We start from the raw sequence: 24,926 nt of genomic DNA on the forward strand, positions 1-24,926 counted from the left end.
TTTTTATTGTTTGCGAGTTAATCTTTGAATGGTAAGGTAAAAATATTTGATAATAGATTACGCGAGATTCAGTCATTGTTAGTATTATCAATTGCATTGAGTATTCCTGCGATTCTACTTAGTGATTATTTATTTTTATCATTGCCTGTTTTATTTCTGTTGATACTGGCAGTAATCTTTGAAAAAAGATTCCTTATTATAATAATTATTGTATCTTTATTTACTCTGGTTGGTGATGTTGGGCGAACATTGCGACAGATTGTCTATCTTGTTGATTTCAGCCTGCTAGGATATTTCTTCCTGAGTAAGTATGGTTTAAATTTTAAATCTTATCCAAAGATTCCAAAATCACTTAAATATTTTTTGATACTGTATTATTCTACAATGATTATTTCAGCGGTTATGTCCGATTATCCATTTGCAGGAATCGGGTTAATGGCTCGGCAAATGGCATTATTTATTATTGCTTATGTATTTTATTCTCTTATTAATTCTATTAATGATATTAAACAATACTTCAATTCAATTTATGTTGTTGGATTTATTCTGGTTACTTTTTCATTGCTTGCTTTTTCACAAGGTGAGGCGAGTCTTCTGGAAATATTTTCACCAGATAGACCAAGAGTATCTGCAATTATGTCCAACTTAGAAGCATCAACAAACTTTTATGTGGTTTCTTTTCCATTCATTATTAGCACTCTCTTATTAACGAAAATAAATTCTGTAAAAAAACTGAATTATTTTATATTGATATATCTTAGCATCGGACTAATTCTTGCTATGTCACGTTCCGCACTAATTGGGATAATATTTAGTACTGCTATAATTTTTTTCATTAATAAAAAGAAGAGATTTTATCAATTACTTATTGGATTATCGGCTATTGTACTTTCTTTTTTCCTAATTCAACCTTTAAATGATTTGCTCACAACCTTTCTAAGAATAGAATCCGGTGTGAGTGCAAGAGATTATATCTGGAAAATGTCTGTTGATATGATTAATGACAACTTTCTTTTTGGAGTTGGACCCGGTGCATATAAATACGAAATGCTGAATTATTTTCCTTATATGCTTGATAATTGGTGGGGCAAGTTATTGATTTATTTTTATGAAGTAACTGATGGAGCAAATTTATCCCATAATTTTTTCTTAACTTTTTTTACGGAGATGGGAGTTCTCGGTTTTATTACTGCAGTCTCACTGCCGTTTATTTATTTACGAATAGGTATCAAAACTCTCATAAAATATAAAAAGCAATCTGCTGAAAAATTTTACTTAGTTGTAGCCTTGTTTGCAGCTGGCTGTAGTATTATACTTCGAAATTTTTTTAATGGTATTGGTCTTCTTTATGTAGGTGGAATTCAGACCGATCTTCCTTTTTGGCTGATTTTTGGTAGTCTGATTTATTTTTATCAATCACAGATTGAAATGAATTCGTAAACTTTGGAAAGTTAGACTACCTGATAATTTTATGAAGTTTAATAGCAAAAACATTTCTATAAATGCGGTGTTAAACCAAAACTCTTTATTTAGATTTGTCTTCCACTCGATCTTATCAGTACTTTTTTATAGTGTCAGAATGATTGTCAAATTAATTCCGTACAAGAGTCAAAATATTCTGATTATCTCACTTCATAGATTGGGGGATACAATATTTACGATACCTGCAATTAATGAGGTATATAAAAAATTTGGAGACAGAGTTATAATAATTTGCTACCCTGAATCAGTTCCTTTATATAAACTTATTTATAAAGATATTCGAATGATTCAGTTAAATCATAATGATTTTTTATTTGGAAAAAGATATGCAAAATCTGAACTTAGAAGGAAATTAAATTCTTTCCGACCATCAATCATCATTGACATAACAGGTTCGATGATTTCTGCCTCATTAATATTTAATAGTAGGACAAATAATATTATAGGTATCAATGGTGATCAATTTAAATGTATCTATGATCACTTTGTCAAGTTCAGATATTCACCACAATTGAAGGATATCTATTTAGATGCGATTACACCTTTGATTGAAAATGTTGAGCGGAACAGTTTAACCAAGAATAATATTTCAATAAATATGGAAGGAAAAATTTTAATAAATCCTTTTGCAGGTTGGAAAGAGAAAGAATGGAATAAAAAAAAAATTATTGAATTAGCAAGACTACTAAATAAGGATTTTAATGTCGGAATTATAGTTCAGAAAGGACAAATTGATACAGATTTAATTTACGAAATAGATCATCAGAATATTGATCTGATTCAAACTAAATCAGTTGATGAGTTAATTGAATCAATTAAGAATGCTTCATTGTTTATAGGCAATGACTCGGGCCCGGTAAATATAGCATGTTTTTTTGGCAAACCATCATTGACGCTGTTTGGAGCTACAAATCCTGATTATGTAAAAACTAATTTTGAATATAATGTTTTTTTGCAAAAGGAGCTTGGATGCTCAGCTAGGAATAATGAAAAATTTTGTTTAATTGGTGGAATGATTTATCAATGTTCTGGAATTCAGTGTATGAATTTACTTTCGGTGGAAGATGTTTATAATGCTTTGCTTCCATTGCTGAACTTATATTGTAAGAAAAAGATATAAGAGTTTTTAATAAATAGATTAGCTGGCTGTTGAGCTTTCTAAGATTGAAAACCTATGCGGGTCGCAAACATTGCTCAGTATAAAAATGTTCATACTCTTTTATGCCTTCATTAAAATTAAAGTTTGTTGAAGTCATTCGTTTTGCATTTTCACTGAAGAGAGTAAGAAGTGATGGATTTTCAAGTAAACTTAAAACTGCTGTGGCTAAACCTTTATAATCTCCCTCTTCAACAAGATAACCTGTTTCACCAGGAATTATTAAATCCTTAATACCAACAACATTGGTTCCTACGGCAGGAATTCCCATAATCATTGCTTCAAGTAATGCGTATGGCAATCCTTCATAACGTGATGAAAGGACGAACAAATCAAAAATTCTATAGTAATCTTTGGAGTTCTTTTGAAAACCAGCAAGTTCAATTTTATTCTGAAGATTAAGTTTATGAATCTCCTCCAGACAGTCAGTAATAAGCGGACCATCACCAACAAATACTAATTTAGTGTTTGGAATAGTTTCGTTAATTATTTTAAAACTTTTAATTAATGTAATTGGATCTTTCTGATAATATAACCTGCCAACTGTTCCAATTATTATGTCAGAATTTTTTGTTTTTAATTTTTCAGAAACCTTGTTCTCATAAACATGATCACTATAATCACCGGGGTCAATTGAATTGTAAAGCGTAATTACTTTTTTGCTCGGTACAATTTTATGCTCTAAAGCTAAATCTCTTTCCGAACCTGAAACTGCTATTAATTTATTTGTAATATAACCGAGATACTTTTCAAGTTTCAGATAAAGCAATCTGCGTGCTCTTATTCTGGTATCACAAAACATAAAACCATGCGGGGAGTAAATAACATTTGGATGACGGCTTAAAAATGCAGCTAACCTTCCGACAAAACCGGCTTTGGTACTATGACAATGAACAATGTTGTATTTGTTCTCTTTAATGATTCTTCTGATTTTTAAAATATTGGAAAGATCTGTAATCGATCCGCTCCTACTAATTGGTAAACCGTAAGTTCTATTAAAAATTCCTTTACTCTCCTGGACGAAATTCTTATTTCTTTTTGTTGAAAAGATTATGTCGATTTGAAATTCAGATCGGTCTATTTTTTTGGCTATATCGATGACATGTTTTTGAGTCCCGCCGGAGGTCGCTTCAAGAATATATAGAATCTTTATCATTTCGAAGATTCTGCTCCTAAAAGATTTGAATAAAAATTATCCAGCTTCATAACATGTTCTTTGATATCGAATGATTTAGATCTTTCTAATCCAGCTTCTACCAATGTATCTGCCATTTGAGGATTCTCAATTATTTTAAAAACTGCATCAGCGATAGCTTCCGGATCTTCTCGGCGAATCAGAATTCCACTCACTCCATTAATAACAACTTCCCTAATGCCATCCACATTTGTAGCTATCACGGGAATACCTGCTGACATGGCTTCAAGCAGTACAATCCCAAATCCTTCATACAAAGAAGGAAGAATGAAAATATTCATTCTACTATAAAATGGAATTACATCTGCAAATTTACCAAAAAATTTAACTGAATTGCTAATCCCTAATTTTCCGGTAAGTTCCTTTAATTCTTGCAGAAGGGATCCGTCTCCAACTATTTCTAATTGGACGGTAGGAAACTTAGTTAAAATGATTTTCATTGCCAACAATAAGTAGTTGATTCCTTTTTGGGGTTCTAACCTGCAAATCGTTCCGATTACTATTGGTTTTCCAATCAAAATCTTATTAGAAGCTGCTATTTTGAAAAATTTTTCATAGTCAATAGCATTATGAAGCACAAATATCTTTTTTGATGAAATCAGTTCAAACTTACATAAGCTGCTTTTGACTGAGTTTGAAATTGCGATTACTTGTTTACTTAAGAATATGCTTATCATTTCAAGAAGTATGAAAACATTGTGTTTCTTTGGATTTACGTTATTATGTTTATGCGTAATTAAAATTCCATAATTAGAAATTAAATGGGCGAAAGCTGTATAAAATCTTGCCTGGAATAAATGTGAGTGAATAATATCCGGTTTGGTTTGTCTTATTAATTTTGCCAAATGAAAAACTACGGACGGACTAAATCTCGATTTGATCTTAAGAACCATAACCTTACAATATTCTTCTATCTCTTTTTTTAGATCATCGGGTTTTTCCCAGAGAGCAACGACATTGAATTCATATTTTTTATGATCGAGGAGTTTCAGGTAAGATACGAGTAACCTTTCAGCCCCACCAATCCCAAGGCTTGTAATTACATAAAGAATTTTAATTTTTTTTGTCAAAATTTATGATTATGCATTAAGTAATGTTTATAAACAAAGTTAAGTATATTAAGTAAGAATAAGTCCAGTTCATTACTTAGTTAGAAAAAATATTAAAAATTCTCTTGAGCATTCATTTTAATTCAAACACGAATCAACTTGACGCAGTTAATGAACATATCTGATGACATATATAAACTTAGTTAACTTCTATCCGAAATATAAATATTTAGTTATTCTTACTTCCAGCAAACATATTTAAAAATGTTTGTTGTTATTGAGGTGTTGCAAATTAATTATTTAGATGATTTGCTTTATAGCTTTCTTTTTCTCAAATATTAATTATTTGGTTAAGTTGTGATGGAAATATTTTTTTACTTAAAACAATTAGCAATTTATCTAGGTTTTGAAAGTAGTTTTTAACATCATTCGTGTAAATCAATTATATTCAATTGTTCTTAAGTCGATAACTGGTTTCAGTATTTAAAACCCATTTCGCAGATGATTGTAAATAAAAAATCTATTTATGTAGCCAGCGTTATTACAGATTTTATTCTTATAAATCTTTCATTTCTGTTAGCCTTACAAATTTCGCATACATCAGAACTAAATTTTGAACAGAAACAGCCCTATTTACTTTTAGTAATTCTGAATTTTGTCTGGTTCTTTTATACAAACTCAAGTGAGTTTTATGAAGAATTCTTAATCAGACCATTCCCAATCCAGATATATAATATTTTTAAGTTATCAATAGTCATTTCAATATTTAACGTGCTTTTTCTTTTCGTCATTAAACAAGAACTTTATACAAGAAATTTCATAGTAATAAACGGACTTATTGTTTTTATTGCCATCACCATCAGGAGCATTATTTTCAAAAGTGCATTGCGTACACTCAGAAGTAAAGGTAAATCAATAAGAAATTTGTTGATTATTGGTGCGAACAAAATCGGACAAAGATTTAAAGACGTTATTACTAAAAACCCCGAATATGGTCATCGATTTGTTGGATTTATTAATGATGCTGCTGGTGCTGATGTGTTGGGAGATTTCTCTGAGCTTGATAAAATTATTAAGGAAAAAAATGTGGAAGATGTGGTCATCGCTCTTCATACTGGTTCAGGTATTGATCTTGACGAGATGGTAAGTATATGCAATAAGAATGCTGTGAAAATCCATGTTATTCCTGACTTCTTTAAATTCTTATCAGGAAGGTTTCAAATTAGTTCAGTCAGTAATCTGCCAGTGATTACTATTCGGGATGAACCCCTGAACGAATTTATACAAAGGTTTATAAAAAGATTTTTTGATATGATTTTTTCATTTCTTGTTACGTGCTTCGTGCTTTCATGGTTCCTGCCAATAATGTCATTGCTAATCCGATTAGATTCATCCGGTCCAGCACTTTTTATTCAGGAAAGATTCGGAATGAAACGTAAACCATTTAAATGTATGAAGTTCAGGACATTAACTTACCAGAAGAAAAGCTCAGTTGAGTTTGAACCAATTGTCAAAAAAGATCCAAGAGTTACGAGAATAGGAAAGATGCTGAGAAAAACCAATCTTGATGAACTACCACAATTTATTAATGTGCTGAAAGGTGATATGTCTGTAGTAGGACCACGACCATTGACAAAAGGTGTTGACGAAGTTTATCAAAAAATCTATAAAGATGTGAAGATGAGATACAATGTTCGGCCAGGTCTTACCGGCTGGTCGCAAATAAATGGTTTACGAGGTGAAGTAGCAGGTGAGGAAGAAAATAAACAACATATTTTAGAAAAAATGAAATTTGACTTATGGTATATCGAGAACTGGTCGCTGAAATTTGATATTCAAATAATCCTCATTACAATTTGGCACATGATTCGTGGAGATACAAAGGGATTTTAGCAGTGTGATGTTATTCTTTAAAATGAATTCCACAATAACAATTCAATAGATTACTTCTTTATTTTTTATAATAATGAATTTGTAATGCTTCGTCTAATAATTATTAAATCTTATAAAAAGTTATTATATGAATATTCTTATAATTGCAATTTTCTGATCTCCAATTAAATTTATTGTATGAACATATTAAACATACTTAACTATTCTCCTGAATTTGGCGGTGGTATCGCGAAACTTCTTCTGGCACTTGGAAAAGAATCTAAGTTAAATGGACATAAATTATTCATAGGTTTTCCTGAAAGACGTGAATGGCAAAATGAATTATCATTGCATTCGGAGATTATTATTATTCCAGAAATTAAAAGTGCGTCAGTGTTTAAATTTTCAAAAATTATTCATAACATTTGTAAAACTCATTCAATAGATATATTACATCTGCATTTCAAATTTGCCTTAGCTTTCTCATTAGCCTGTTCGTTTAAAAAATGTACCATTCCTGTAATATTTCATTGGCACAACATTCCAAAAGTGCTGAATGAATTTCTGACTCCTCAAAGAAAATTTCAAAACAAACTAAAACGAATTTCATTGCGCATTGTGGCTAGTTTTACAGATAGTAGAATTATTAATTATCATATTTCTATTAGCAGAGAAATAACAGAGCTTTTAACAAAAAATAAATGGACTGATCCAGAAAAAATTATTTTTTTACCGAATGGGATTACTAAAAATAATCTCCAAAGCAATCGATCAAAATTAGGTTTAAAGAAAGTGCCTGTTATTGGAACAGTTGCAAATTTCAGACCTCAGAAAGATTATGAAACATTATTAAATGCATTTAGCATTTTAGATAAGTCAGGAGTGAAGAGCGAATTATGGATCATTGGTGATGGACCAAATAGAAATAGCGTGGAAAATTTAGCAAACGAATTAGGTATTTCATCGAGTATACGCTTTTTAGGAATAGTACAAAATCCGGCCGAAGTTTATAACAATTTCGATATATTTGTTTTATCAACTCACTTTGAAGGACATCCGCTGGTTTTGTTGGAGGCTATGAGTCATGGACTACCAATTATAGCTACAGCCGTTTCAAGTATTATGGAAGTTATTACACATCAAGAAAATGGCTTATTAGTAAAGCATCAGGACGCAAAGGATCTTGCCTCAGCTTTTCAAATTCTTCTTGATGATGAATCACTAAATTCTAAATTACGTCAAGCTTCGTCGGAAACTTTTCAATTACAAATATCAATTGATGATTGGGCTAATAAACTAATTGCAATCTATGAGCAATTACAGAAATGAAAACTTAATATTTCTATTGGTTATTTCAGTTTTACCAATCCTGCTCCAATTCATACGTACCCAAAATGATCATCAACTGACAAATTGTTTTCTGAGTTAAGCTATGTCCATCTTCAAGATTAATTTTAGAATGCAGACATATTATGTCTTTTTTTTGCACTTGCCTTGATATAATCAAAGAACTATGTTTCATTTGAATTTTCAACCTTAGAGGAACCAATGAAACAATTACTCCCCATGTTCTTTGTTAGTTTGCTCTTACTTTTGATAGGTAATAATACCAATGCACAAGCGCATAAAGTGATTGAGTCTGCTAACGACTATATCATAGTTGAATTTAATTTTGGCAGTTCATATTCTGTTATTGATACGGTTGTTGAAGGAAGAATATTTCAAAAAATAAAAGGAGTTGATCATTCAATAAGAAAACCAGGTGATCCCTGGGTCCCCGCTTATAATGTTCTCATTGGAATTCCATTTGAAAGTAACCCATCAATAAAAATTCTTCAGACAAAACAATCAACACAAAAAAATAAATTCATCATTCCTTATCCCGAAGAAGATCCTGCCTTCGTCAAACAGGATTTTGATAAAATCAATGTAGAGGTATATTCGAAAAATGAGTTGTTCCCGGTATCAGCAGCATTGCTTGAAGAAACTTATGTTGTTCGTTTTGCAAATGTTTTACCTCTCTCAATTTCACCTTATCAGTTCAATCCTGTTACAAGAGATTTAATTTACAATTCACAAATTCTGGTTCGCATTGATTTCAACCCTCAGAACAAGGGAAATTTTGTCTCTCTGAATGATGTGATGACAGATGAATTCTTGATGTCATCTACAATTAATTATCACGAAGCGAAAACTTTTGGCAGCAAATTTATTTCAAGTGATTCTCCGCTGGCGGGAGATGGGTACTGGTATAATCCGAATAAAAATTATTTTAAAATTTATCTCAAAAAAAAGGATGTTTACAGAGTCACTTATGAAGAACTTGTAGCGTCGGGCGTTCAGTTAGGTTCTAATACTTCTGTTGATAAACTCGAGCTATTTAATGATGGCGTATCAGTTCCAATTGAAGTATTCGATAACAATTCAGATCAACTTTTTAATGCAGGTGACTATATGCAGTTCGTTGGTTTTCCTGTTACACCTACTGAGTATTGTAAAATGAATATTTATAATCTTTCCAATACTTACTGGTTTTCATATCAAAGTGATTCAACTGGATTAAATTATAATCATACACCTGCCTGGTCAGACTTTACTCGTCAATACTTTAACAATTTAACTACTTTGCATGCTGAAAAAGATTCAATATATGAAAATTTAGGTCATGCTCTGGATGATAAAAGAGATTTCTGGTTTTGGGATAAAGCTACATCAAGAAATCAGCAAGTATCATACAGGTTTGTCCATTATTTTGAATCTTTTCCGCAATGGAACACAGATTCTGCATATATCAGAGTCAGGGTTGCGATGCAAGGAATGAGCTTAACTTCATTTTGTCAAAATGATCATACAGCTTATATCATAATCAATAATAAGGAAATTGGTAGTATTTCCTGGGATGGACAATCGGATGTTATTTTCGATAAAAAATTTTATGCTTCACCTGATAGCATTCCGATTTATCCGGGCAATGAACTAAATGTTGAAGTAAGAGGCGATCAATGTACAATAGTTGATGATGAAATAAGAATTAATTGGTTGGAGTTTGAATATTGGAGAGGCAATTCAGCTTTTAGTAAGTACTATAATTTTATCAATCATGATGCATACGGAATTAATGCTTACGGAATATTCAATTGGCCCTCGGATAGTGATATGCGCATTTATATTCCTTCAAAAAATAAAATGATGTACTTACCTGATCCTGCAAGTTATCAGCAATTTGTAGATACAATGAGGGCGTCAACAGAATATTTTCTTGCAGCGAGTGATTACTACTCAAACGTTGACTCAATCATAGCTGATGCATCATCCGATTTAAGAAATCCTGCCAATGCGGCTGATTATATTATTATTACCCATAATAAGTTTTCAGGAATTGCAGATCAGCTTGCAGCATTAAGATCAGCAAATTTTCCGGATGAAAGTATTCCGAATCCAAGAATTAAAGTTGTTAATGTTCAGCAGATTTATGATGAGTTCTCATTTGGATTCTTAGATCCGAAAGCATTACAAGAATTCATAAAATATGCTTTTGAAAATTGGCAGTCACCAGCGCCATCGTACATAGTTTTGCTTGGTGATATGAGTCATGATTACAGGGCGCTATTGGCAAGCAGCCGACCGAGTTTCATTCCTTCGATGCCGTATTTTACACCAACTTATGGGCTGGCAGCAAGCGATAATTTAATTGTTGCTGTTTCAGGTATTGATGCAGCACCAGATTTAGCTATAGGACGTTTATCAATTGAAACAGTGGGCGAAGGAGAAATACTTCTGCAAAAGTTAACAGACTATCCTGATGATCCAACCAAACCTTGGAAAGAAAATGTCCTTCTTCTGGCTTCAGGTTTAAGTCTTCAAGATGAAATTCAGTTTGGTTTTAATGATGCGAGTTTGTTTCTTGGGAATAATTATGTAATACCTCAAGGTTTCAATGCGACTTATGTTTTCCGATATCCCAGCAAACCCGAACATGAACCTTATCAGGGTGAAGGACCAGAAATCAGGGAACAGATTAATAAAGGTGCTGTACTCGTCAATTATTATGGACACGGTGGTGGGTATCAGTGGGATCTTGTTTTTACAAACGATGATATTTACTTACTTGAAAACGAAGGAAGATTACCGTTTATTCTTAGCGTCACTTGCTACACTGCACATTTTGATGATCAGGATGTATTTGGTGAACAATTCAACAAAGTACCTGGTAAAGGAAGCATTGGATTTTATGGAAGTTCAGGTTTAACATATTGGGGTGTTGGAACAGCAATTAACCGTGAGCTCTTCGGAGAAATATTTACATCAAGAAACTATATCTCTGGCAAAGCGATTATGAATTCCAAAAATCGTGTACCTCCCGGTGGTCTGTACGGAACTCAATTAAACTTATTGACATACCTTGGCGATCCTGTTCTTAAAATTGCTTTACCGAGATATCCGGATTTTGAAATAAAATCAACTGATATTTCTTTAATTCCGGAAAATCCGGTAATTGGTGATAGCATCCAGGTAAAAGTGAATGTTATGAATTGGGGAAGTATATTTCCAAATGATTCGGTAGTTGTTGAACTTTATGCTTCTCTACCGGATACAGCTTATCAAATCGGCAGTACAAAAAGAGCAAGCTTCGGTGCTAAAGATTCTGTTTATTTTCCTTGGGTGCCTGACAAAGGCGGACAATATACTTTAACTGCCAAGGTGAACGAATCGGAAATTATTTTGGAGGATGATCATTCGGACAATATTGGAGTAGCCTACTTTCTAATATTTAACATTGATGAACCAAGTATTTTAACTCCGATTGATGGACTAGTTTCGACTTCAAATCAGATTGAATTTAATTTTGCTGATATTGGATATTATTTGCCGAAACAACTTAAATACTTCGTTGAAATAGATACTTCAAGAACTTTTCCAAATCCTCTGTTTTCATCCGGCGAGTTAACACCCAATAAATCCCATGTGAAATGGATTTCACCAAATATTCCTGCGGGTGTTTACTTCTGGCGAGCCAGAATATTTGAAGGACAGGATTTTGGTAATTGGAGTCCGGCAAAGAGTTTTACAATAACAAGCGAACCTAAAAACGGATACTATGCTCACGGTAATATTTTAAAAACTTTTTCAAAGTATAATATTAATTACTCTGAAGAAAAAAAATCATTAGTGCTGAACACTTCACCACTGCCAGCAAGACCAAAAGAGAAAACACTTTTGGATGAATTTGAACCTAATCCACAAATTCCTGATACGCTTCAGCTTTCTACAATGACAACCGATGGAACATACCTGTATTTTGCTAATATGGCATTTTATGCAAGTCAACTAACTGACGGCAAATCCATGATCTATCGTGTTGGTACCGGGAATAACGGTACAAATAAGGGTCAGTTTTATGGATCATTTTCAAATTTCAGAGATTCTGTGCTACATAATATTGTATATCACAGCGATGGAAATTTATACGTAGCGATTGGTGAACCGTACAAAATAGTTAGAATTAATGTTTCAACAGAAATAATTGATACCGTAGATATACCGCCAGGACTTATCAGGGATGATTCAAGAATTGAACACGGACCTCAATATCTAAGTTCGGATGGTCAGTATGTTTACAATCTTGCATACGCAGATTCTCAATTGACAGCAAAGTATACAATTCGGACATTTGATCCTGCCAATAACTGGTCATTAGCTAAACCCGATTTAAAATTATTTGGAATAAGTTATTTCCCTGGTTTTACTGGATTTTTCGTTCACGGGGATAGAATTTATACTTGTGATTTTTACAATAACTATATGCGCAGGCACAGATTATCCGATGGAATTTTCGAAGAGGAATGGCTAATTATGGAACCACATCCTCAGAATTTTAGAAAATTTTTTGCATGGTGTAATGATTGGCAGCATGATAATATATACGCTTCAGTATTTAGGTCACAGGATACTACAATTACTCCAAAATTTGGGAAGTTTGCCGGATATTATGTTGATGCGAATGGTAATGTTACAACTCAAACTGTTGGTCCGGTTGCGTGGTGGAATAATCTAAAATATGATTTTTATAATCCCAGTTTGACTGGAGTATATTCAACTTATCTTTTAGGACAGAATTCGAATACAAAAAATTGGGATACTCTTCAGGTAAACTTACCAGATTCAATCTCACTTGCAGGAATAAATCCTGATTCATATCCGTATCTGCGTTTGAAATTTGATATGACAGATTCGACTTTTAATACTACGGAACCAATGGAACTTAGAAGTGTTCATTTAGATTACCAGCAGCTTTCTGATGCATACGTTGAAAGAGAAGATATAAATTTTCAACAGGATTCTTTGCTGCAGGGATATCCGATAACCTTCGATTATTTTGGAAGGAATTTCGGTGAACTTCCGGCTGATTCGTTAAAGTTAAGTTCTTATCTCAATGGTCTGGATAGTTTGCTCTACGCGCCGGTTGTAAATATTCCGGGCGATAGTTCGTCAGCAAAAGTTCAATACACTATCGATACAAAAAAACTTTTGTTTGAAAATAAAATAAGTATTCTCGCTGATCAAAAGAAAAGAGAATATTTTTATTTCAACAATTTGATTGATAAGGATTTTTATGTAGTAAGAGATTCTGTACGCCCAATTTTTGATGTTAGGTTTGATGGTCAGGAAATTATTGATAATGATATTGTTTCCTCCACACCTGAAGTTGTAATCAGATTAGAAGATAACAGTCCTCTTCCCCTTGATACAACTTTCTTTACTATCGTACACAATAATAAACCATTAAGGTTTTATCAACCTGAAATGAGCTACGAATACGGTGGAGTTGGAACTCCGTTTGTGATAACCTGGAAACCAACTCTTACTGATGGCAGACAAACCTTAGAAGTTCTCGCTAAAGATGCATCAGGTAACTTCTTTGATTCCACTTCTTATAGAATAATATTCTATGTTTACAATGAAAACGATATAACAGATGTTTACAATTATCCAAATCCGTTTGCCGGTTCGACTCATTTTACATTTATACTCAAAGGAAAAGATAAACCCGATGAACTAAACTTTAAGATTTATACGATTGCAGGCAGATTGATAAGAGATATTAAACTTACTCCGAGTGATTTGATAACGAACTTTAATAAGATTCCCTGGGATGGCAAAGATGAAGATGGCGATGAAATTGGCAATGGTGTTTACCTATACAAAGTAATTGCGAAGTTTCCTGATAAAACTAAAACTATAACTCAGAAACTTGCAAAAGTCAGGTAACTTGGCGGCAATTAAATATTCTTGATTTTTCTTATGAACCCAGACTTTCATTTTAATTAATTTCGTTATTAAACTTGAGGTATAAAATTATTCAAATTAGAAATTTCTTACTGGAGGCTTAAAATAGCATGTGTGGAATAGTTGGATACATTGGGGATAAGAATTGTGTACCGATTTTAATACAAGGACTTAAAAGACTTGAGTATCGTGGTTATGACTCAGCCGGTATTGGAGTTATCCACCAAAATGAACCAATCATTATTAAAAATAAAGGCAAAGTTTCTTTACTTGAGGAAAAAGTTAGTGAACTTTTTCTTGATTCAAATATAGGAATTGGTCATACACGCTGGGCAACTCACGGAATTCCGAATGAACAGAATGCTCATCCGCATACAAATCAGGATAAAACCCTCTTCGTCATACATAATGGAATTATTGAAAACTTTCAGACTCTCAAAAATCGTCTGATAGTATCAGGATTTAAATTCGAGAGTGATACTGATACTGAAGTTTTAGCACATCTCATTGACAGCTTTCTTAAAAAAGGATTCAGTCTGAGTAAATCAGTACAGATGACATTGAATGAAGTTAGTGGTACTTATGGTCTTGCTGTAATTTATTCAAAAGAGCCAGATAAAATTATTGCCGCCAGAAAAGGATCACCACTTGTAATAGGTATTGGAAAAGGTGAAAACTTTATCGCTTCGGATGTATCAGCAATTTTAGCTTATACAAAAAATGTCATATACCTTGATGATGGTGAATTTGCTGAAATTTATCGTGATAAATATTTGGTCAAAAATATTTCCGATAAAAAAATTGAAAAAGAAATTCACGAAATCAATATGAGTATTGATGAGATAGATAAAGGCGGTTATCCTCACTTTATGTTAAAAGAAATTATGGAACAGCCTGAGTCAACTCAAAATTCTATGCGAGGCAGGTTATTACTTGATGAAGGTGAAGCAAAATTAGGGGGTTTAACTGATGTGATTGACCGATTAGTAAACTCTAAGAGAATTATGATCTCAGCTTGCGGGACTTCCTGGCATGCAGCGCTTGTTGGTGAATATATGATAGAACAATACGCAAGAATTCCGGTGGAAGTTGAGTATGCATCCGAATTCAGATACAGAAATCCAATACTATCTGCTGACGATTCAATCCTATTCATCTCACAAAGCGGTGAAACTGCTGATACACTTGCTGCATTACGAGAAGCAAAAAGCAAAGGAGCGCTGGCACTTGGGATTTGTAACGTTGTTGGAAGTACGATTGCTCGTGAAAGTATGAGCGGAGTTTATATACACGCAGGACCAGAGATTGGTGTTGCGTCCACAAAAGCATTTACAGCTCAGCTTGTAGTCCTGGCACTGATTACGCTTTTAATCAGTAAGAGAAAAGGATTGCCATCTTCTGAAGGTAAAAAAATTACAAAAGCATTATCCGAAATTCCGAAACAGATAGAACAAATTCTGCTTTTAAATGATGAGATAGAAAAAATTGCTGATGAATTTAAAGATGCTCATAATTTTTTATATTTAGGAAGAGGATATAATTTTCCGGTTGCACTCGAAGGTGCATTAAAATTGAAAGAAATATCTTACATTCATGCGGAAGGATATCCAGCAGCCGAAATGAAACACGGTCCAATTGCATTGATCGATGAAGATATGCCTGTTGTATTTATTGCGCCAAAAGATTCCACCTACGAAAAAATATTAAGTAATATTCAGGAAGTTCGGGCAAGAGGAGGAAGAATTATTGCTGTTGCCGATAATGGTGACGGAGAAATTGACAAACTTGTTGATTATACTATTAAGATTCCCCGTACAATCGAAATGTTGACACCGATATTAACATCAATTCCTTTACAGCTTCTGGCATATCACATTGCTGTTAAAAAGGGACTTGATGTTGATCAGCCAAGAAATCTTGCCAAGAGTGTTACAGTAGAATAAATCTTTTGAGAAAACTAACTTTATTCTTATTTTTGCTCGCTAATTTTTGGGCAGATAGCTCAGTCGGTAGAGCAATGGACTGAAAATCCATGTGTCGGCGGTTCAATTCCGTCTCTGCCCACAGCAACTGAGGCTGATACCGACAGCCTCTTTTTTATTTTTTACCTCTTTACTTTGTCTATTTTTCACCGGAGTATATAAATGAATGATTGCTGTCCTGTGTGCAAATCAACTCAGAGAAGTGTTATTGGTTCACCCAAAACAAATTCGATTTCAGCAAAATTTGTAAATGAAGATTATAAAGTTGTTCAATGCTCAAATTGTCAGCTTTATTATATAACTCCTCCAATATCTTTTGACAATAAACAATGGGCTGAGCTTTATAATTCAGAGTATTTTTCAGATCAATCAAATCTATTAATCAAAAGAAGGAAAAAAGAACTTTCAGAAAGATTTGACGTAACACAAAAACTGTTAAAGAACAATGGGATAAAAATAAAATATCTGGATGTCGGAGCTGGTGAAGGAAAGGGATTACTTGAAGCGAACAGGAGAGGCTGGGAACCGACTGGAATTGATATTGTTGACAATCGTTTACAGGAAGCAAAAAATCCTGGAATAAAATTTATAAAATCCAACTTACTGGATTCAAATCTGCAGGAAAATTATTTTGATTTTATTTATGTTGATTCAGTCGTTGAACATGTTTTAAATCCTGTTGATTATCTTACAAAAATTAAATCCCTATTGAGACCGGGAGGATTAATTTACGTTGGTGTCCCGAATGAAGATTGTCTCTTCAACAGTGTCAGAAAATTAATTTTCAAACTGACTGGTAAGAGGAACGAATCTGAAAAAATCAAACCGTTTGATATTCCATATCACGTAATCGGATTTAATGATCATTCACTGAAATATTTTTTTGACAAAACTGGATTAGTCGTTTTAAAGAAGAGAAATTTTGGTCGTAAGTTTGATTTTTTATCATATCCGGTTGCAAGCAAATCTTTCTGGATAAGTCTGTTCTTTCTGTTTCCTGTTGAATATCCGGGTCAATTACTAAACAAGGATATTTACTTTGAAGCTTATCTAACAAAGAAAGATCATTAAACTTGTAATTTGTTCAACAGTGAATTCAAATAATAATGTCAGTAAATTGTTATGCCCAATTTTAGAACGACATAAACAGACTATAATAGACAATGAAATTTAAGAACTATAAATCAGCCATTCACAACTTTGCGGATTCATTCCAGAGTGTTGACTATTCCAAAAGTGGAAAGTTGGCTATTAATGTTCTCATTCATCTGAACAACCTTAAATTGAAACCGACAGCAACGTTTGACTTTATTAATAAGACAATTCAGCCAGAAGAAGCGATTACAAAAGAGAGTAAAAAGTTATTAAACGATTATCTTGACTGGTTGCCTGAACATTTTAAAAATCATAATTGCGACCTTGACAAACTTGAAAAATTAACGGTTGTAATTTCAGCAGATTTTGAAAGAGCGTTCTATCCTCAAGGAATGAATAAAGCGAAGCAAATAGGTTTGCAGACAAAAACTATTTGGAAGGCAGACAACAGAGATGAAGCAATTATTGAAATTTGTTTGAACGAAATAGTTGATGACTATTATCTAAAAACTGGAATACCTGAAATATAGTTTGCAAATGAAAGATTATAAATTGACAGGTTGGCAAGACTTTTGGAAAATATTTGACGAGTTGATTGCCCTATTACAATTAGACAAAAAAGTAATGATAATTGATGAGTTTAAGGACGCACAGAAAAATGTTAACGGTTTGACAGACGGTTGGTATGAATTCAAGTTTGCTTTTGAAAAATCATTAAAATCAAACAGACAACATTTGACATCAGAACAAAACGAAATTGCGGACTTTTTAATAACGACATTAAACAAATCATTGAAGAACAGATGAAAAAAAACTGGGCATAACACGCAATATAAAAAATTGGGATTTAATAGGTTATTCAAGGGTTGTGGCTCGCAACAAATGCAGTGTAGCTTGATAGATAATCGCTCCGTAATCCCCAACTTTTCATATTGCCACCGTTCTATGAAAGATAAATTTAAATGAATAACGTCATACTAATAGCCGTAATGATTGCAATTATTCCACTGCTAAATGCGTCGAATGATATGTCAAATGCAAAACAAAGTGCTAAAATTAAATCAACTGAAAAAAATATAATTGGTCCTGAATACTTTCCGATTAACACATCACTGAAACTTGTATATAATTCAAGTATGGGCGAAGCATATTCAACAGTTAAGAAGAACGGTAAAAACTTTACTTTGGATTTGTGGAATGATGACTTTTATTTTAATCAAACAGTTCAGGTTACAAATGATACAATTTATTTAACGAAACTTGATCAGAATGTAGATGTTTTTCTTTTCATTTCCTCAAGTTCTTCGGTTACTTACAACAAGCCTTATCTTCGGTTTCCATTTCCACTAAAGAAAAATGACACCTGGAATTGGGAAGGTGTCGAATATATAGATGAAGCAAATCCTGATACAATAAACGTATCAGGAAGGGTTATTGGAAATGAAACAATTGTGGTAGAAGCTGGTAAGTTTGAGTGTGTTAAATTTCAGATTGATATTCATAAGAAAAAAAGAGGGACGCATACAAAGTTCTATGAATGGCGGACTCCAAAAATCGGTTTGGTTAAACTGGAAGCATTCATTGATTCCAAAGGATTTATTGGAACAATTATGAATTTGCTTGGTTATGATGAAATGATGTTCGAGCTAAAAGAAATTATTTAATAAAGCATACTACAGGATTTATTTCAAATTAAAAGAATAACTTTATGAAACCAGAAGTAATACTACAAACCAATTTCCCAAAACTAAAATTATTTGCAAGAGGTAAAGTCAGAGATATTTATGAAACAGGTGATTTTTTATTATTGGTTTCAACTGACAGGTTATCTGCATTTGATGTGATTATGAGTCAGGGAATTCCGTATAAAGGAATGGTTCTTACAAAAATATCTGAGTTCTGGTTCAACATTACAAAGGATATAATTCCAAATCATTTTATAACTGCTGATGTAAATAAATATCCTGAGGAATGCAAAGAATATTCCGATGTGCTGAATAACAGATCAATGCTGATTAAAAAAGCTAAAGTAGTTCCGATTGAATGTATCGTTCGCGGATATATAACAGGTTCTGGTTGGAAAGATTATAAAAAGACCGGTGAGATTTCCGGAATAAAACTTCCTCCGGGTTTACAGGAATCGGAAAAATTTCCTGAGCCTATTTTCACTCCCTCAACAAAAGCTGAAATTGGTCAACACGATGAAAATATTTCAGCAGCACAGGCAATGCAAATTGTCGATGAAGAAACTTTCAGTTCTGTTAAAAACGCAACAATCAACATTTATAAAAAAGCATCAGAGTATGCTCTCACAAAAGGTATAATCATTGCTGACACAAAATTTGAGTTTGGTAAAGTGAACGGTCAGGTAATTTTAGTTGACGAAGTATTAACACCTGATTCCTCAAGATTCTGGCCGTTTGATAAATATGAGAAGGGCAGAGGTCAGGAAAGTTATGATAAACAATTTATAAGAGATTATCTTCTATCCATAAATTTCAATATGAAGCCACCACCGCCGCCATTGCCCGATGATATTATTGCAAAAACAAGCAATAAGTATCTTGAGATATACAAAAAACTTACCGGTGAAAGTTTAGTTTAGTTTTATTTCTAATAATTTTTTTATTAGAATTACAAGCAAATATTATAATTGATAGTTTTTCAATCAGGATTTCTCACAGTCAGAATTTAAATGACACTCCCAAATCAACTCACAGTTTTAAGAGTAATACTTTCACCGGTATTTTTGTTTTTTTTCCTCTCTGATGTAATCTGGATGAAGCAAGTATCTGTGGCAATTTATATTGTTGCTGCGTTAACTGACTGGTATGACGGCTGGCTTGCCAGAAAATTCAATTACATTACAAGCTGGGGAAAATTCTGGGATCCTCTTGCTGATAAAATTTTAACTTCTATTGCGTTTGTTGGTTTTGCTCTTGTTGATTTAATCCCGTGGTGGATGGTTGGAATAATTGTCGGACGAGATGTGATTGTTACTTTGCTGAGGGTTTTTGCTGATATGAAAAACTACCAGTTTACTACAAGCTATTATGCTAAATGGAAGACAATGCTTCAGATGATTTTTCTATATTATTTATTGATTCTGTATGTAGCTCAATTTACTCCTGAAATTAATTCACATTATGAAAAATTAATTGAGGCGATGTTGAATGAACAATTAGTATTCTACATAGCGTTAGTAATAACTGTTATTACATTTCACTCAGGTGTTCTGTATATCAAAAAAAACTGGGACATCATATTCAAGCTGATGAAATTTGAAAATTAATTTTTTTGAAAAATTTATTGGTTCAGGATTCTATACCGGATACTTTCCGATAGCTTCCGGCACGGTTGGAAGTGCTGCGGCAATTCTGATTTATCTTATTCCCGGATTTGAAAATTTTTATATAATCATTCCTGCAGCAATACTTATGGCTGTATATGGAATTTATATCGGGACGAAATTTGAAAAAAAATATGGGAAAGACCCTGCACAATGCACAATTGATGAAGTTGTTGGAACCTGGATTTCGCTTATCGCACTTCCAAAAACATTTTGGGTGATTTTAGTTTCATTCCTGCTTTGGAGAATCCTTGATATCATTAAACCACCTCCTGCAAGAAATTTAGAACGACTTAATGGCGGACTTGGCATTATGATCGATGATGTTGTGTCAGGAATTTACACCTTATTGATTATGCATCTTGTCGTATATTTGCTCGTCATATTTTAACAATTTATCTGATTGAAATGAAAGCTTATATAATTACGATTGGCGATGAAATACTTCTCGGAAGTACTCTCAATACCAATGCAGCGTTCATTGGCACACAGTTGTTTGATATCAACATTCCTGTTGTTAAAACCTCAGTAATCGGCGACGATAATTTATCAATTCTGAATGAAATAAAATCAGCTTCTGAGGTTGCTGATTTGATTTTAATAACAGGTGGTTTGGGTCCGACACACGATGATGTTACAAGAAAATCAATTGTGGATTTTTTTAAAACAGAACTTGTTGACAACAATGAAGTGCTGGAAGATATTAAAGCACTCTTTGATAAAAGAAAAAGAAAGTTATCTCCGGCTAATATTGATCAGGCGAAAATTCCAATCATTGCAGATGCTATTAGAAATAGTCACGGAACAGCACCGGGAGAATGGATTGAGCAGGATGGAAAAATATATGTTGTGATGCCAGGTGTACCATACGAAATGGAATCAATGATGCAATCTTATGTAATTCCAAAACTACACGAAAAAATTGGTCAGGATCAGAGCATAATTTTAAGGAAAATGATTCTTACTACGGGAATTCCTGAATCAACTTTATACGAACGTTTCGGTAATCTTGATGAATTATTGAACGGCGGTAAATTGGCTTTTCTTCCGAATCAATACGGGGTCAAGCTGCGGATTTCTGTTGAAGGTACTGATGAAAAAGAATTGCAAAATAAAATGATGGAAATTGAACAACGAATAAGAAGTAAAGCAGGCAGGTTTATTTATGGAGTTGGTGACGAACAGCTTGAAGCTGTTGTTGGCAGACTTTTAATTGAGAGAGAATTCAAAATTGCTACTGCTGAATCATGTACTGGCGGGCTCGTTGGTAATATGCTGACAAATGTTAGTGGAAGCAGTAAATATTTTGAACGTGGAGTTATCTGTTACAGCAACGCTGCAAAAGTAGAAATCTTAAAAGTAAACGAAGACACACTTGCTGAACACGGTGCCGTAAGTATGGAAGTTGCAATGCAGATGGCTGAAGGCATTAAATCAACCAGTGGTGCAGATATCGGATTAGCAACAACTGGAATCATGGGTCCAACCGGTGCTTCTACTAATAAACCAGTTGGTCTTGTGTTTATTGGATACTGTGATGATAAAGTTTGTACGGCAAAAAAATTTCAATTTGGAGAAGAGAGACTACTGAATAAAGAACGAACAGCTCAGGCTGCACTTGATTTTGTAAGACGAAAACTTCTCGGAATTTCTTCGGATGATTAGACTATTCATTGCGTTACTAATTCCTGATGAAGTCAAATCTATTGTTTCTGATCATTGCAATCGTATTGTTAATTATTCATTGGATTATAAATGGGAAGAAAAAGATAAAATTCATCTTACATTAAAATTCATTGGTGAGGTAAAAGAAGAACTTCTTCCGCAAATTACGGATGAGGTTCAATTTGTAGAAAATTATGCATCCTTCAATTGCAGCATTTCTAAGTTTGGTTTTTTCTATAGATTTAATGAGCCTAAAATTCTCTGGTGTAATCTTGATACTGATGATTCAATAATTTCTTTAGTGGATAAATTGAATGTAACACTAAAGAAGTTTAATATTGAACCTGAAACCAGGAAATTCAAAGGACACCTGACATTAATGCGAATCAAAAGAAAAGTCAGTGCAGATTTCATTAAAAGCTTTAACGAATATAAATTTAGTCCTGTAAAATTCATATCGGATGAAATTGCTTTGGTGCAAAGTGTACTTAAACCCGGCGGATCAGAATACAAAATTTTAAAAATTTACGAACTTAAATAACGGAGGAAATTATGGCAGCAGATAAAGAACAAAAATTGAAAATTATTGAAGATGCGATATCATCAATAGAAAAGACTTATGGTAAAGGCTCAATTATGAAATTGGGTGATGGAATAGTTCAGGAAATTGAAGCAATTCCAACCGGTGCGCTTTCACTTGATTATGCACTCGGTATTGGCGGAATTCCACGTGGAAGAATAACCGAAATCTATGGCCCGGAATCGAGCGGAAAAACTACACTCTGTCTGCACGTTATTGCTGAAGCACAGAAGATGGGCGGGCTTGCTGCTTTTATTGATGCTGAACATGCACTCGATGTTAACTACGCAAAGAAGCTTGGTGTTGATACTGCAAATCTTCTAATCTCACAGCCTGACTTTGGTGAACAAGCTCTTGAAATTGCTGATACTCTTGTCAGAAGTAATGCTCTCGATGTAATTGTAATAGATTCTGTAGCCGCACTTGTTCCTCGCTCTGAAATCGAAGGTGAAATGGGTGATGCAACAATGGCTGTTCAGGCAAGATTGATGTCGCAGGCTTTAAGAAAACTTACAGCAGCTATTGCAAAATCTAAAACTTCAGTAATATTTGTAAACCAATTAAGAAGTAAAATTGGAGTTATGTTTGGCAATCCTGAAACTACAACAGGTGGAAATGCTTTAAAGTTTTATGCTTCGGTAAGAATTGATATCAGAAGAATAAATGCAATCAAAGAAGGTGAAGATGTAATTGGTAACAGAACGAAAGTGAAAATTGTAAAAAGCAAAGTTGCACCTCCATTCAAGCAGGTTGAATTTGATATTCTTTACAATGAGGGAATAAGTAAAACCGGTGACTTAATCGATCTTGGAGTTGATCAGGGATTAGTTAAAAAAAGCGGTGCATGGTTTAGTTATGCCGAAGAAAGATTTCAGGGACGAGAAGGTTTCAGACAAAAGTTACTTGAAATGGCTGATTTAAGAAACAGTCTTGAAAAAGAACTACGCATTAAACTTGGAATGATTAAGAACAGTGGTGATGAAAAGAAAAAAGAAGTAGATGACGCACAGAAAACGAAAGATAAGAAAACTAAATAATGCTGCTTATTGATTGTCATTCCTGCTATAGCAGAAACTCATAAAAAATGATTATCAATCATATCCTCAAAAAAGGAAAGCAAGATGTAACAATTCAATTTGACGATGAAAAATTTTTAATACTTGCGCTCGAAGTATTTTTAAAAAGCGGTTTGAAGAAAGGTGATGAAATTTCTGAAAATCGCTTTTCTTTTTTAATAGAACAGAATAAACTTTTCCACATTAAGCAAAGAGCATTTCGACTGCTGGGAAGAAGAATGCACTCAGCTTCCGAATTGCGGCGAAAACTCTGGAACAAAGATCACGAACAGAAACTGATAGATGAAGTAATAAAGGATTTAAAGAAAAATGGTTATTTAAATGATGATGAATTTATTCGTGAATTCGTGGCTGAAAAAATTAAGACGAAAAGCTGGAGCAATAAAAAAGTAAAAACTGAACTACTCAAGCGTGGAATTGAATCAAAGCTCATTGATGAAATGATGAAAGGGCACGCAAGTAATTCTGAACTTGAAAACGCAATGAAACTCGCTAGAAAAAAATACGATCAGTTGATTAAGAAAAATTTGGAAACAAAAGACCTGCGGAATAAACTTTCTGCTTTTCTCTTCTCAAAAGGGTTTGAGTATGATTTGATAAAGGAAGTGTGTAATAGCTTGATCAATAATGAAGACGATGAATTTTAAAGCTCATATCTCCGGAATGTATTCCTTCCCAGCCTTCTTATAATCGTTGCAAGCTCAGCAATTTCAACTTTCTTTGCTGCGTCATAAACTGAAAACCATTTTCTCTTTCGGAGATTTTTTTCGGGATAATCTTTAAAAACTCTCGTAACTTTCATCGAATAGATTTTTGTTAAAAGTTCGCTTCCGTTTTTCTTTACTTTATAGCTCCCAAGAATTTTTGTTGTGTTGCTTCCTTTTACACCGGCTTCCTCGAATGCTTCTTTCTTTGCAGATTGGAATGGTGACATATTGTATTCAATAAATCCTTTGGGCACTATCCAGTTCTTTCTTCTTATTGAAGTAACAAGCAAAACTTCTGTCTTTCCGTCTTTCTTTCGGTAGGGAATTACTCCTGACTGATCAAAGTGAATTCTTTTTTGCGCTGTGATTTTTCTTTTCATTATGTTGGTAGAGAATTAAATATGAATTCTTAAATTTGTTCGTGCAAAGAT

Annotated in this window: 20 protein-coding genes and 1 tRNA gene; 18 read left to right on the forward strand and 3 right to left on the reverse strand. The window is 33.3% G+C overall.

Annotated elements, in window-relative coordinates; translation table 11 throughout:
* Positions 1–24: 24 nt before the first annotated feature.
* Entirely contained in the window at positions 25–1,440 is a 1,416-nt protein-coding gene (locus HND39_13280) for an O-antigen ligase family protein (GenBank protein QKJ97178.1), read from the forward strand.
* 139 nt (positions 1,441–1,579) lie between these two features.
* The gene (locus tag HND39_13285) at positions 1,580–2,602 is read left to right on the forward strand and encodes a glycosyltransferase family 9 protein (protein QKJ97179.1); all 1,023 of its coding nucleotides are present in this window, start codon (positions 1,580–1,582) and stop codon (positions 2,600–2,602) included.
* Positions 2,603–2,654: 52 nt separating this feature from the next.
* On the opposite strand, the gene HND39_13290 is transcribed toward HND39_13285, so the two are convergent.
* Positions 2,655–3,794 carry a glycosyltransferase family 4 protein gene (locus HND39_13290; GenBank protein QKJ97180.1) on the reverse strand — a complete coding sequence of 380 codons (1,140 nt, stop codon included), beginning with the start codon at positions 3,792–3,794 and terminating at the stop codon, positions 2,655–2,657.
* Positions 3,791–4,903, reverse strand: coding sequence for a glycosyltransferase family 4 protein (locus HND39_13295; GenBank protein QKJ97181.1), 1,113 nt, complete (start codon positions 4,901–4,903; stop codon positions 3,791–3,793). The genes HND39_13290 and HND39_13295 overlap by 4 nt, the downstream gene beginning before the upstream one ends.
* Before the next feature lie 480 nt (positions 4,904–5,383).
* Between HND39_13295 and HND39_13300 the strand changes: the two genes are divergently transcribed.
* The 16 genes from HND39_13300 (at position 5,384) to HND39_13375 (ending at position 24,435) form a co-directional block, all read left to right on the forward strand.
* Positions 5,384–6,775 (forward strand): exopolysaccharide biosynthesis polyprenyl glycosylphosphotransferase, encoded by a 1,392-nt coding sequence (locus tag HND39_13300; protein ID QKJ97182.1) that lies wholly within the window; start codon positions 5,384–5,386, stop codon positions 6,773–6,775.
* A 177-nt stretch (positions 6,776–6,952) separates the two neighbouring features.
* Positions 6,953–8,083, forward strand: a complete 1,131-nt coding sequence (locus tag HND39_13305; GenBank protein QKJ97183.1) for a glycosyltransferase family 4 protein — start codon at positions 6,953–6,955, stop codon at positions 8,081–8,083.
* A gap of 219 nt (positions 8,084–8,302) precedes the next feature.
* Positions 8,303–14,023 carry a T9SS type A sorting domain-containing protein gene (locus HND39_13310; GenBank protein QKJ97184.1) on the forward strand — a complete coding sequence of 1,907 codons (5,721 nt, stop codon included), beginning with the start codon at positions 8,303–8,305 and terminating at the stop codon, positions 14,021–14,023.
* Between the two features lie 128 nt (positions 14,024–14,151).
* Positions 14,152–15,984, forward strand: coding sequence for a glutamine--fructose-6-phosphate transaminase (isomerizing) (glmS, locus tag HND39_13315; GenBank protein ID QKJ97185.1), 1,833 nt, complete (start codon positions 14,152–14,154; stop codon positions 15,982–15,984).
* A gap of 48 nt (positions 15,985–16,032) precedes the next feature.
* Positions 16,033–16,105 (forward strand) — tRNA-Phe (locus HND39_13320).
* Between the two features lie 80 nt (positions 16,106–16,185).
* Positions 16,186–17,094: a class I SAM-dependent methyltransferase gene (locus HND39_13325; GenBank protein ID QKJ97186.1), complete on the forward strand. Its 909-nt coding sequence runs from the start codon at positions 16,186–16,188 to the stop codon at positions 17,092–17,094.
* Between the two features lie 92 nt (positions 17,095–17,186).
* On the forward strand, positions 17,187–17,648 hold the full coding sequence (locus HND39_13330; GenBank protein QKJ97187.1) for a hypothetical protein: 462 nt from the start codon (positions 17,187–17,189) through the stop codon (positions 17,646–17,648).
* 7 nt (positions 17,649–17,655) lie between these two features.
* Positions 17,656–17,925 carry a hypothetical protein gene (locus tag HND39_13335; protein ID QKJ97188.1) on the forward strand — a complete coding sequence of 90 codons (270 nt, stop codon included), beginning with the start codon at positions 17,656–17,658 and terminating at the stop codon, positions 17,923–17,925.
* Between the two features lie 155 nt (positions 17,926–18,080).
* Positions 18,081–18,782: a hypothetical protein gene (locus HND39_13340; protein ID QKJ97189.1), complete on the forward strand. Its 702-nt coding sequence runs from the start codon at positions 18,081–18,083 to the stop codon at positions 18,780–18,782.
* Between the two features lie 44 nt (positions 18,783–18,826).
* Complete coding sequence (locus tag HND39_13345; protein ID QKJ97190.1) at positions 18,827–19,723, forward strand: phosphoribosylaminoimidazolesuccinocarboxamide synthase; 897 nt, start codon at positions 18,827–18,829, stop codon at positions 19,721–19,723.
* 90 nt (positions 19,724–19,813) lie between these two features.
* Complete coding sequence (pgsA, locus tag HND39_13350; protein QKJ97191.1) at positions 19,814–20,410, forward strand: CDP-diacylglycerol--glycerol-3-phosphate 3-phosphatidyltransferase; 597 nt, start codon at positions 19,814–19,816, stop codon at positions 20,408–20,410.
* Complete coding sequence (locus HND39_13355; GenBank protein ID QKJ97192.1) at positions 20,400–20,858, forward strand: phosphatidylglycerophosphatase A; 459 nt, start codon at positions 20,400–20,402, stop codon at positions 20,856–20,858. Before pgsA ends, HND39_13355 begins: the two co-directional genes overlap by 11 nt.
* A 17-nt stretch (positions 20,859–20,875) precedes the next feature.
* Positions 20,876–22,132 (forward strand): competence/damage-inducible protein A, encoded by a 1,257-nt coding sequence (locus HND39_13360; protein ID QKJ97193.1) that lies wholly within the window; start codon positions 20,876–20,878, stop codon positions 22,130–22,132.
* Entirely contained in the window at positions 22,125–22,673 is a 549-nt protein-coding gene (gene thpR / locus HND39_13365) for an RNA 2',3'-cyclic phosphodiesterase (protein ID QKJ97194.1), read from the forward strand. The genes HND39_13360 and thpR overlap by 8 nt, the downstream gene beginning before the upstream one ends.
* 11 nt (positions 22,674–22,684) lie before the next feature.
* The gene (gene recA, locus HND39_13370) at positions 22,685–23,749 is read left to right on the forward strand and encodes a recombinase RecA (GenBank protein QKJ97195.1); all 1,065 of its coding nucleotides are present in this window, start codon (positions 22,685–22,687) and stop codon (positions 23,747–23,749) included.
* 47 nt (positions 23,750–23,796) lie between these two features.
* On the forward strand, positions 23,797–24,435 hold the full coding sequence (locus HND39_13375) for a regulatory protein RecX (protein QKJ97196.1): 639 nt from the start codon (positions 23,797–23,799) through the stop codon (positions 24,433–24,435).
* Here HND39_13375 and HND39_13380 read toward each other — a convergent pair.
* Positions 24,432–24,875, reverse strand: coding sequence for an NUDIX hydrolase (locus HND39_13380; GenBank protein QKJ97197.1), 444 nt, complete (start codon positions 24,873–24,875; stop codon positions 24,432–24,434). The two genes, HND39_13375 and HND39_13380, sit on opposite strands and share 4 nt — an antisense overlap.
* Positions 24,876–24,926 lie beyond the last annotated feature (51 nt).

The sequence above is a fragment of the Ignavibacteriota bacterium genome, assembly GCA_013285405.1.
Lineage (GTDB): Bacteria > Bacteroidota > Ignavibacteria > Ignavibacteriales > Ignavibacteriaceae > IGN2.

What these genes read in the sequence shown, in the direction of transcription:
- HND39_13285 (QKJ97179.1), top strand. Translation starts at nt 1,580, where the DNA reads ATGATTGTCAAATTAATTCCGTACAAGAGTCAAAATATTCTGATTATC.
- HND39_13290 (QKJ97180.1), bottom strand. Translation starts at nt 3,794, where the DNA reads ATGATAAAGATTCTATATATTCTTGAAGCGACCTCCGGCGGGACTCAA.
- HND39_13300 (QKJ97182.1), top strand. Translation starts at nt 5,384, where the DNA reads ATGATTGTAAATAAAAAATCTATTTATGTAGCCAGCGTTATTACAGAT.
- HND39_13305 (QKJ97183.1), top strand. Translation starts at nt 6,953, where the DNA reads ATGAACATATTAAACATACTTAACTATTCTCCTGAATTTGGCGGTGGT.
- HND39_13310 (QKJ97184.1), top strand. Translation starts at nt 8,303, where the DNA reads ATGAAACAATTACTCCCCATGTTCTTTGTTAGTTTGCTCTTACTTTTG.
- glmS (QKJ97185.1), top strand. Translation starts at nt 14,152, where the DNA reads ATGTGTGGAATAGTTGGATACATTGGGGATAAGAATTGTGTACCGATT.
- HND39_13325 (QKJ97186.1), top strand. Translation starts at nt 16,186, where the DNA reads ATGAATGATTGCTGTCCTGTGTGCAAATCAACTCAGAGAAGTGTTATT.
- HND39_13330 (QKJ97187.1), top strand. Translation starts at nt 17,187, where the DNA reads ATGAAATTTAAGAACTATAAATCAGCCATTCACAACTTTGCGGATTCA.
- HND39_13335 (QKJ97188.1), top strand. Translation starts at nt 17,656, where the DNA reads ATGAAAGATTATAAATTGACAGGTTGGCAAGACTTTTGGAAAATATTT.
- HND39_13340 (QKJ97189.1), top strand. Translation starts at nt 18,081, where the DNA reads ATGAATAACGTCATACTAATAGCCGTAATGATTGCAATTATTCCACTG.
- HND39_13345 (QKJ97190.1), top strand. Translation starts at nt 18,827, where the DNA reads ATGAAACCAGAAGTAATACTACAAACCAATTTCCCAAAACTAAAATTA.
- pgsA (QKJ97191.1), top strand. Translation starts at nt 19,814, where the DNA reads ATGACACTCCCAAATCAACTCACAGTTTTAAGAGTAATACTTTCACCG.
- HND39_13360 (QKJ97193.1), top strand. Translation starts at nt 20,876, where the DNA reads ATGAAAGCTTATATAATTACGATTGGCGATGAAATACTTCTCGGAAGT.
- thpR (QKJ97194.1), top strand. Translation starts at nt 22,125, where the DNA reads ATGATTAGACTATTCATTGCGTTACTAATTCCTGATGAAGTCAAATCT.
- recA (QKJ97195.1), top strand. Translation starts at nt 22,685, where the DNA reads ATGGCAGCAGATAAAGAACAAAAATTGAAAATTATTGAAGATGCGATA.
- HND39_13375 (QKJ97196.1), top strand. Translation starts at nt 23,797, where the DNA reads ATGATTATCAATCATATCCTCAAAAAAGGAAAGCAAGATGTAACAATT.
- HND39_13380 (QKJ97197.1), bottom strand. Translation starts at nt 24,875, where the DNA reads ATGAAAAGAAAAATCACAGCGCAAAAAAGAATTCACTTTGATCAGTCA.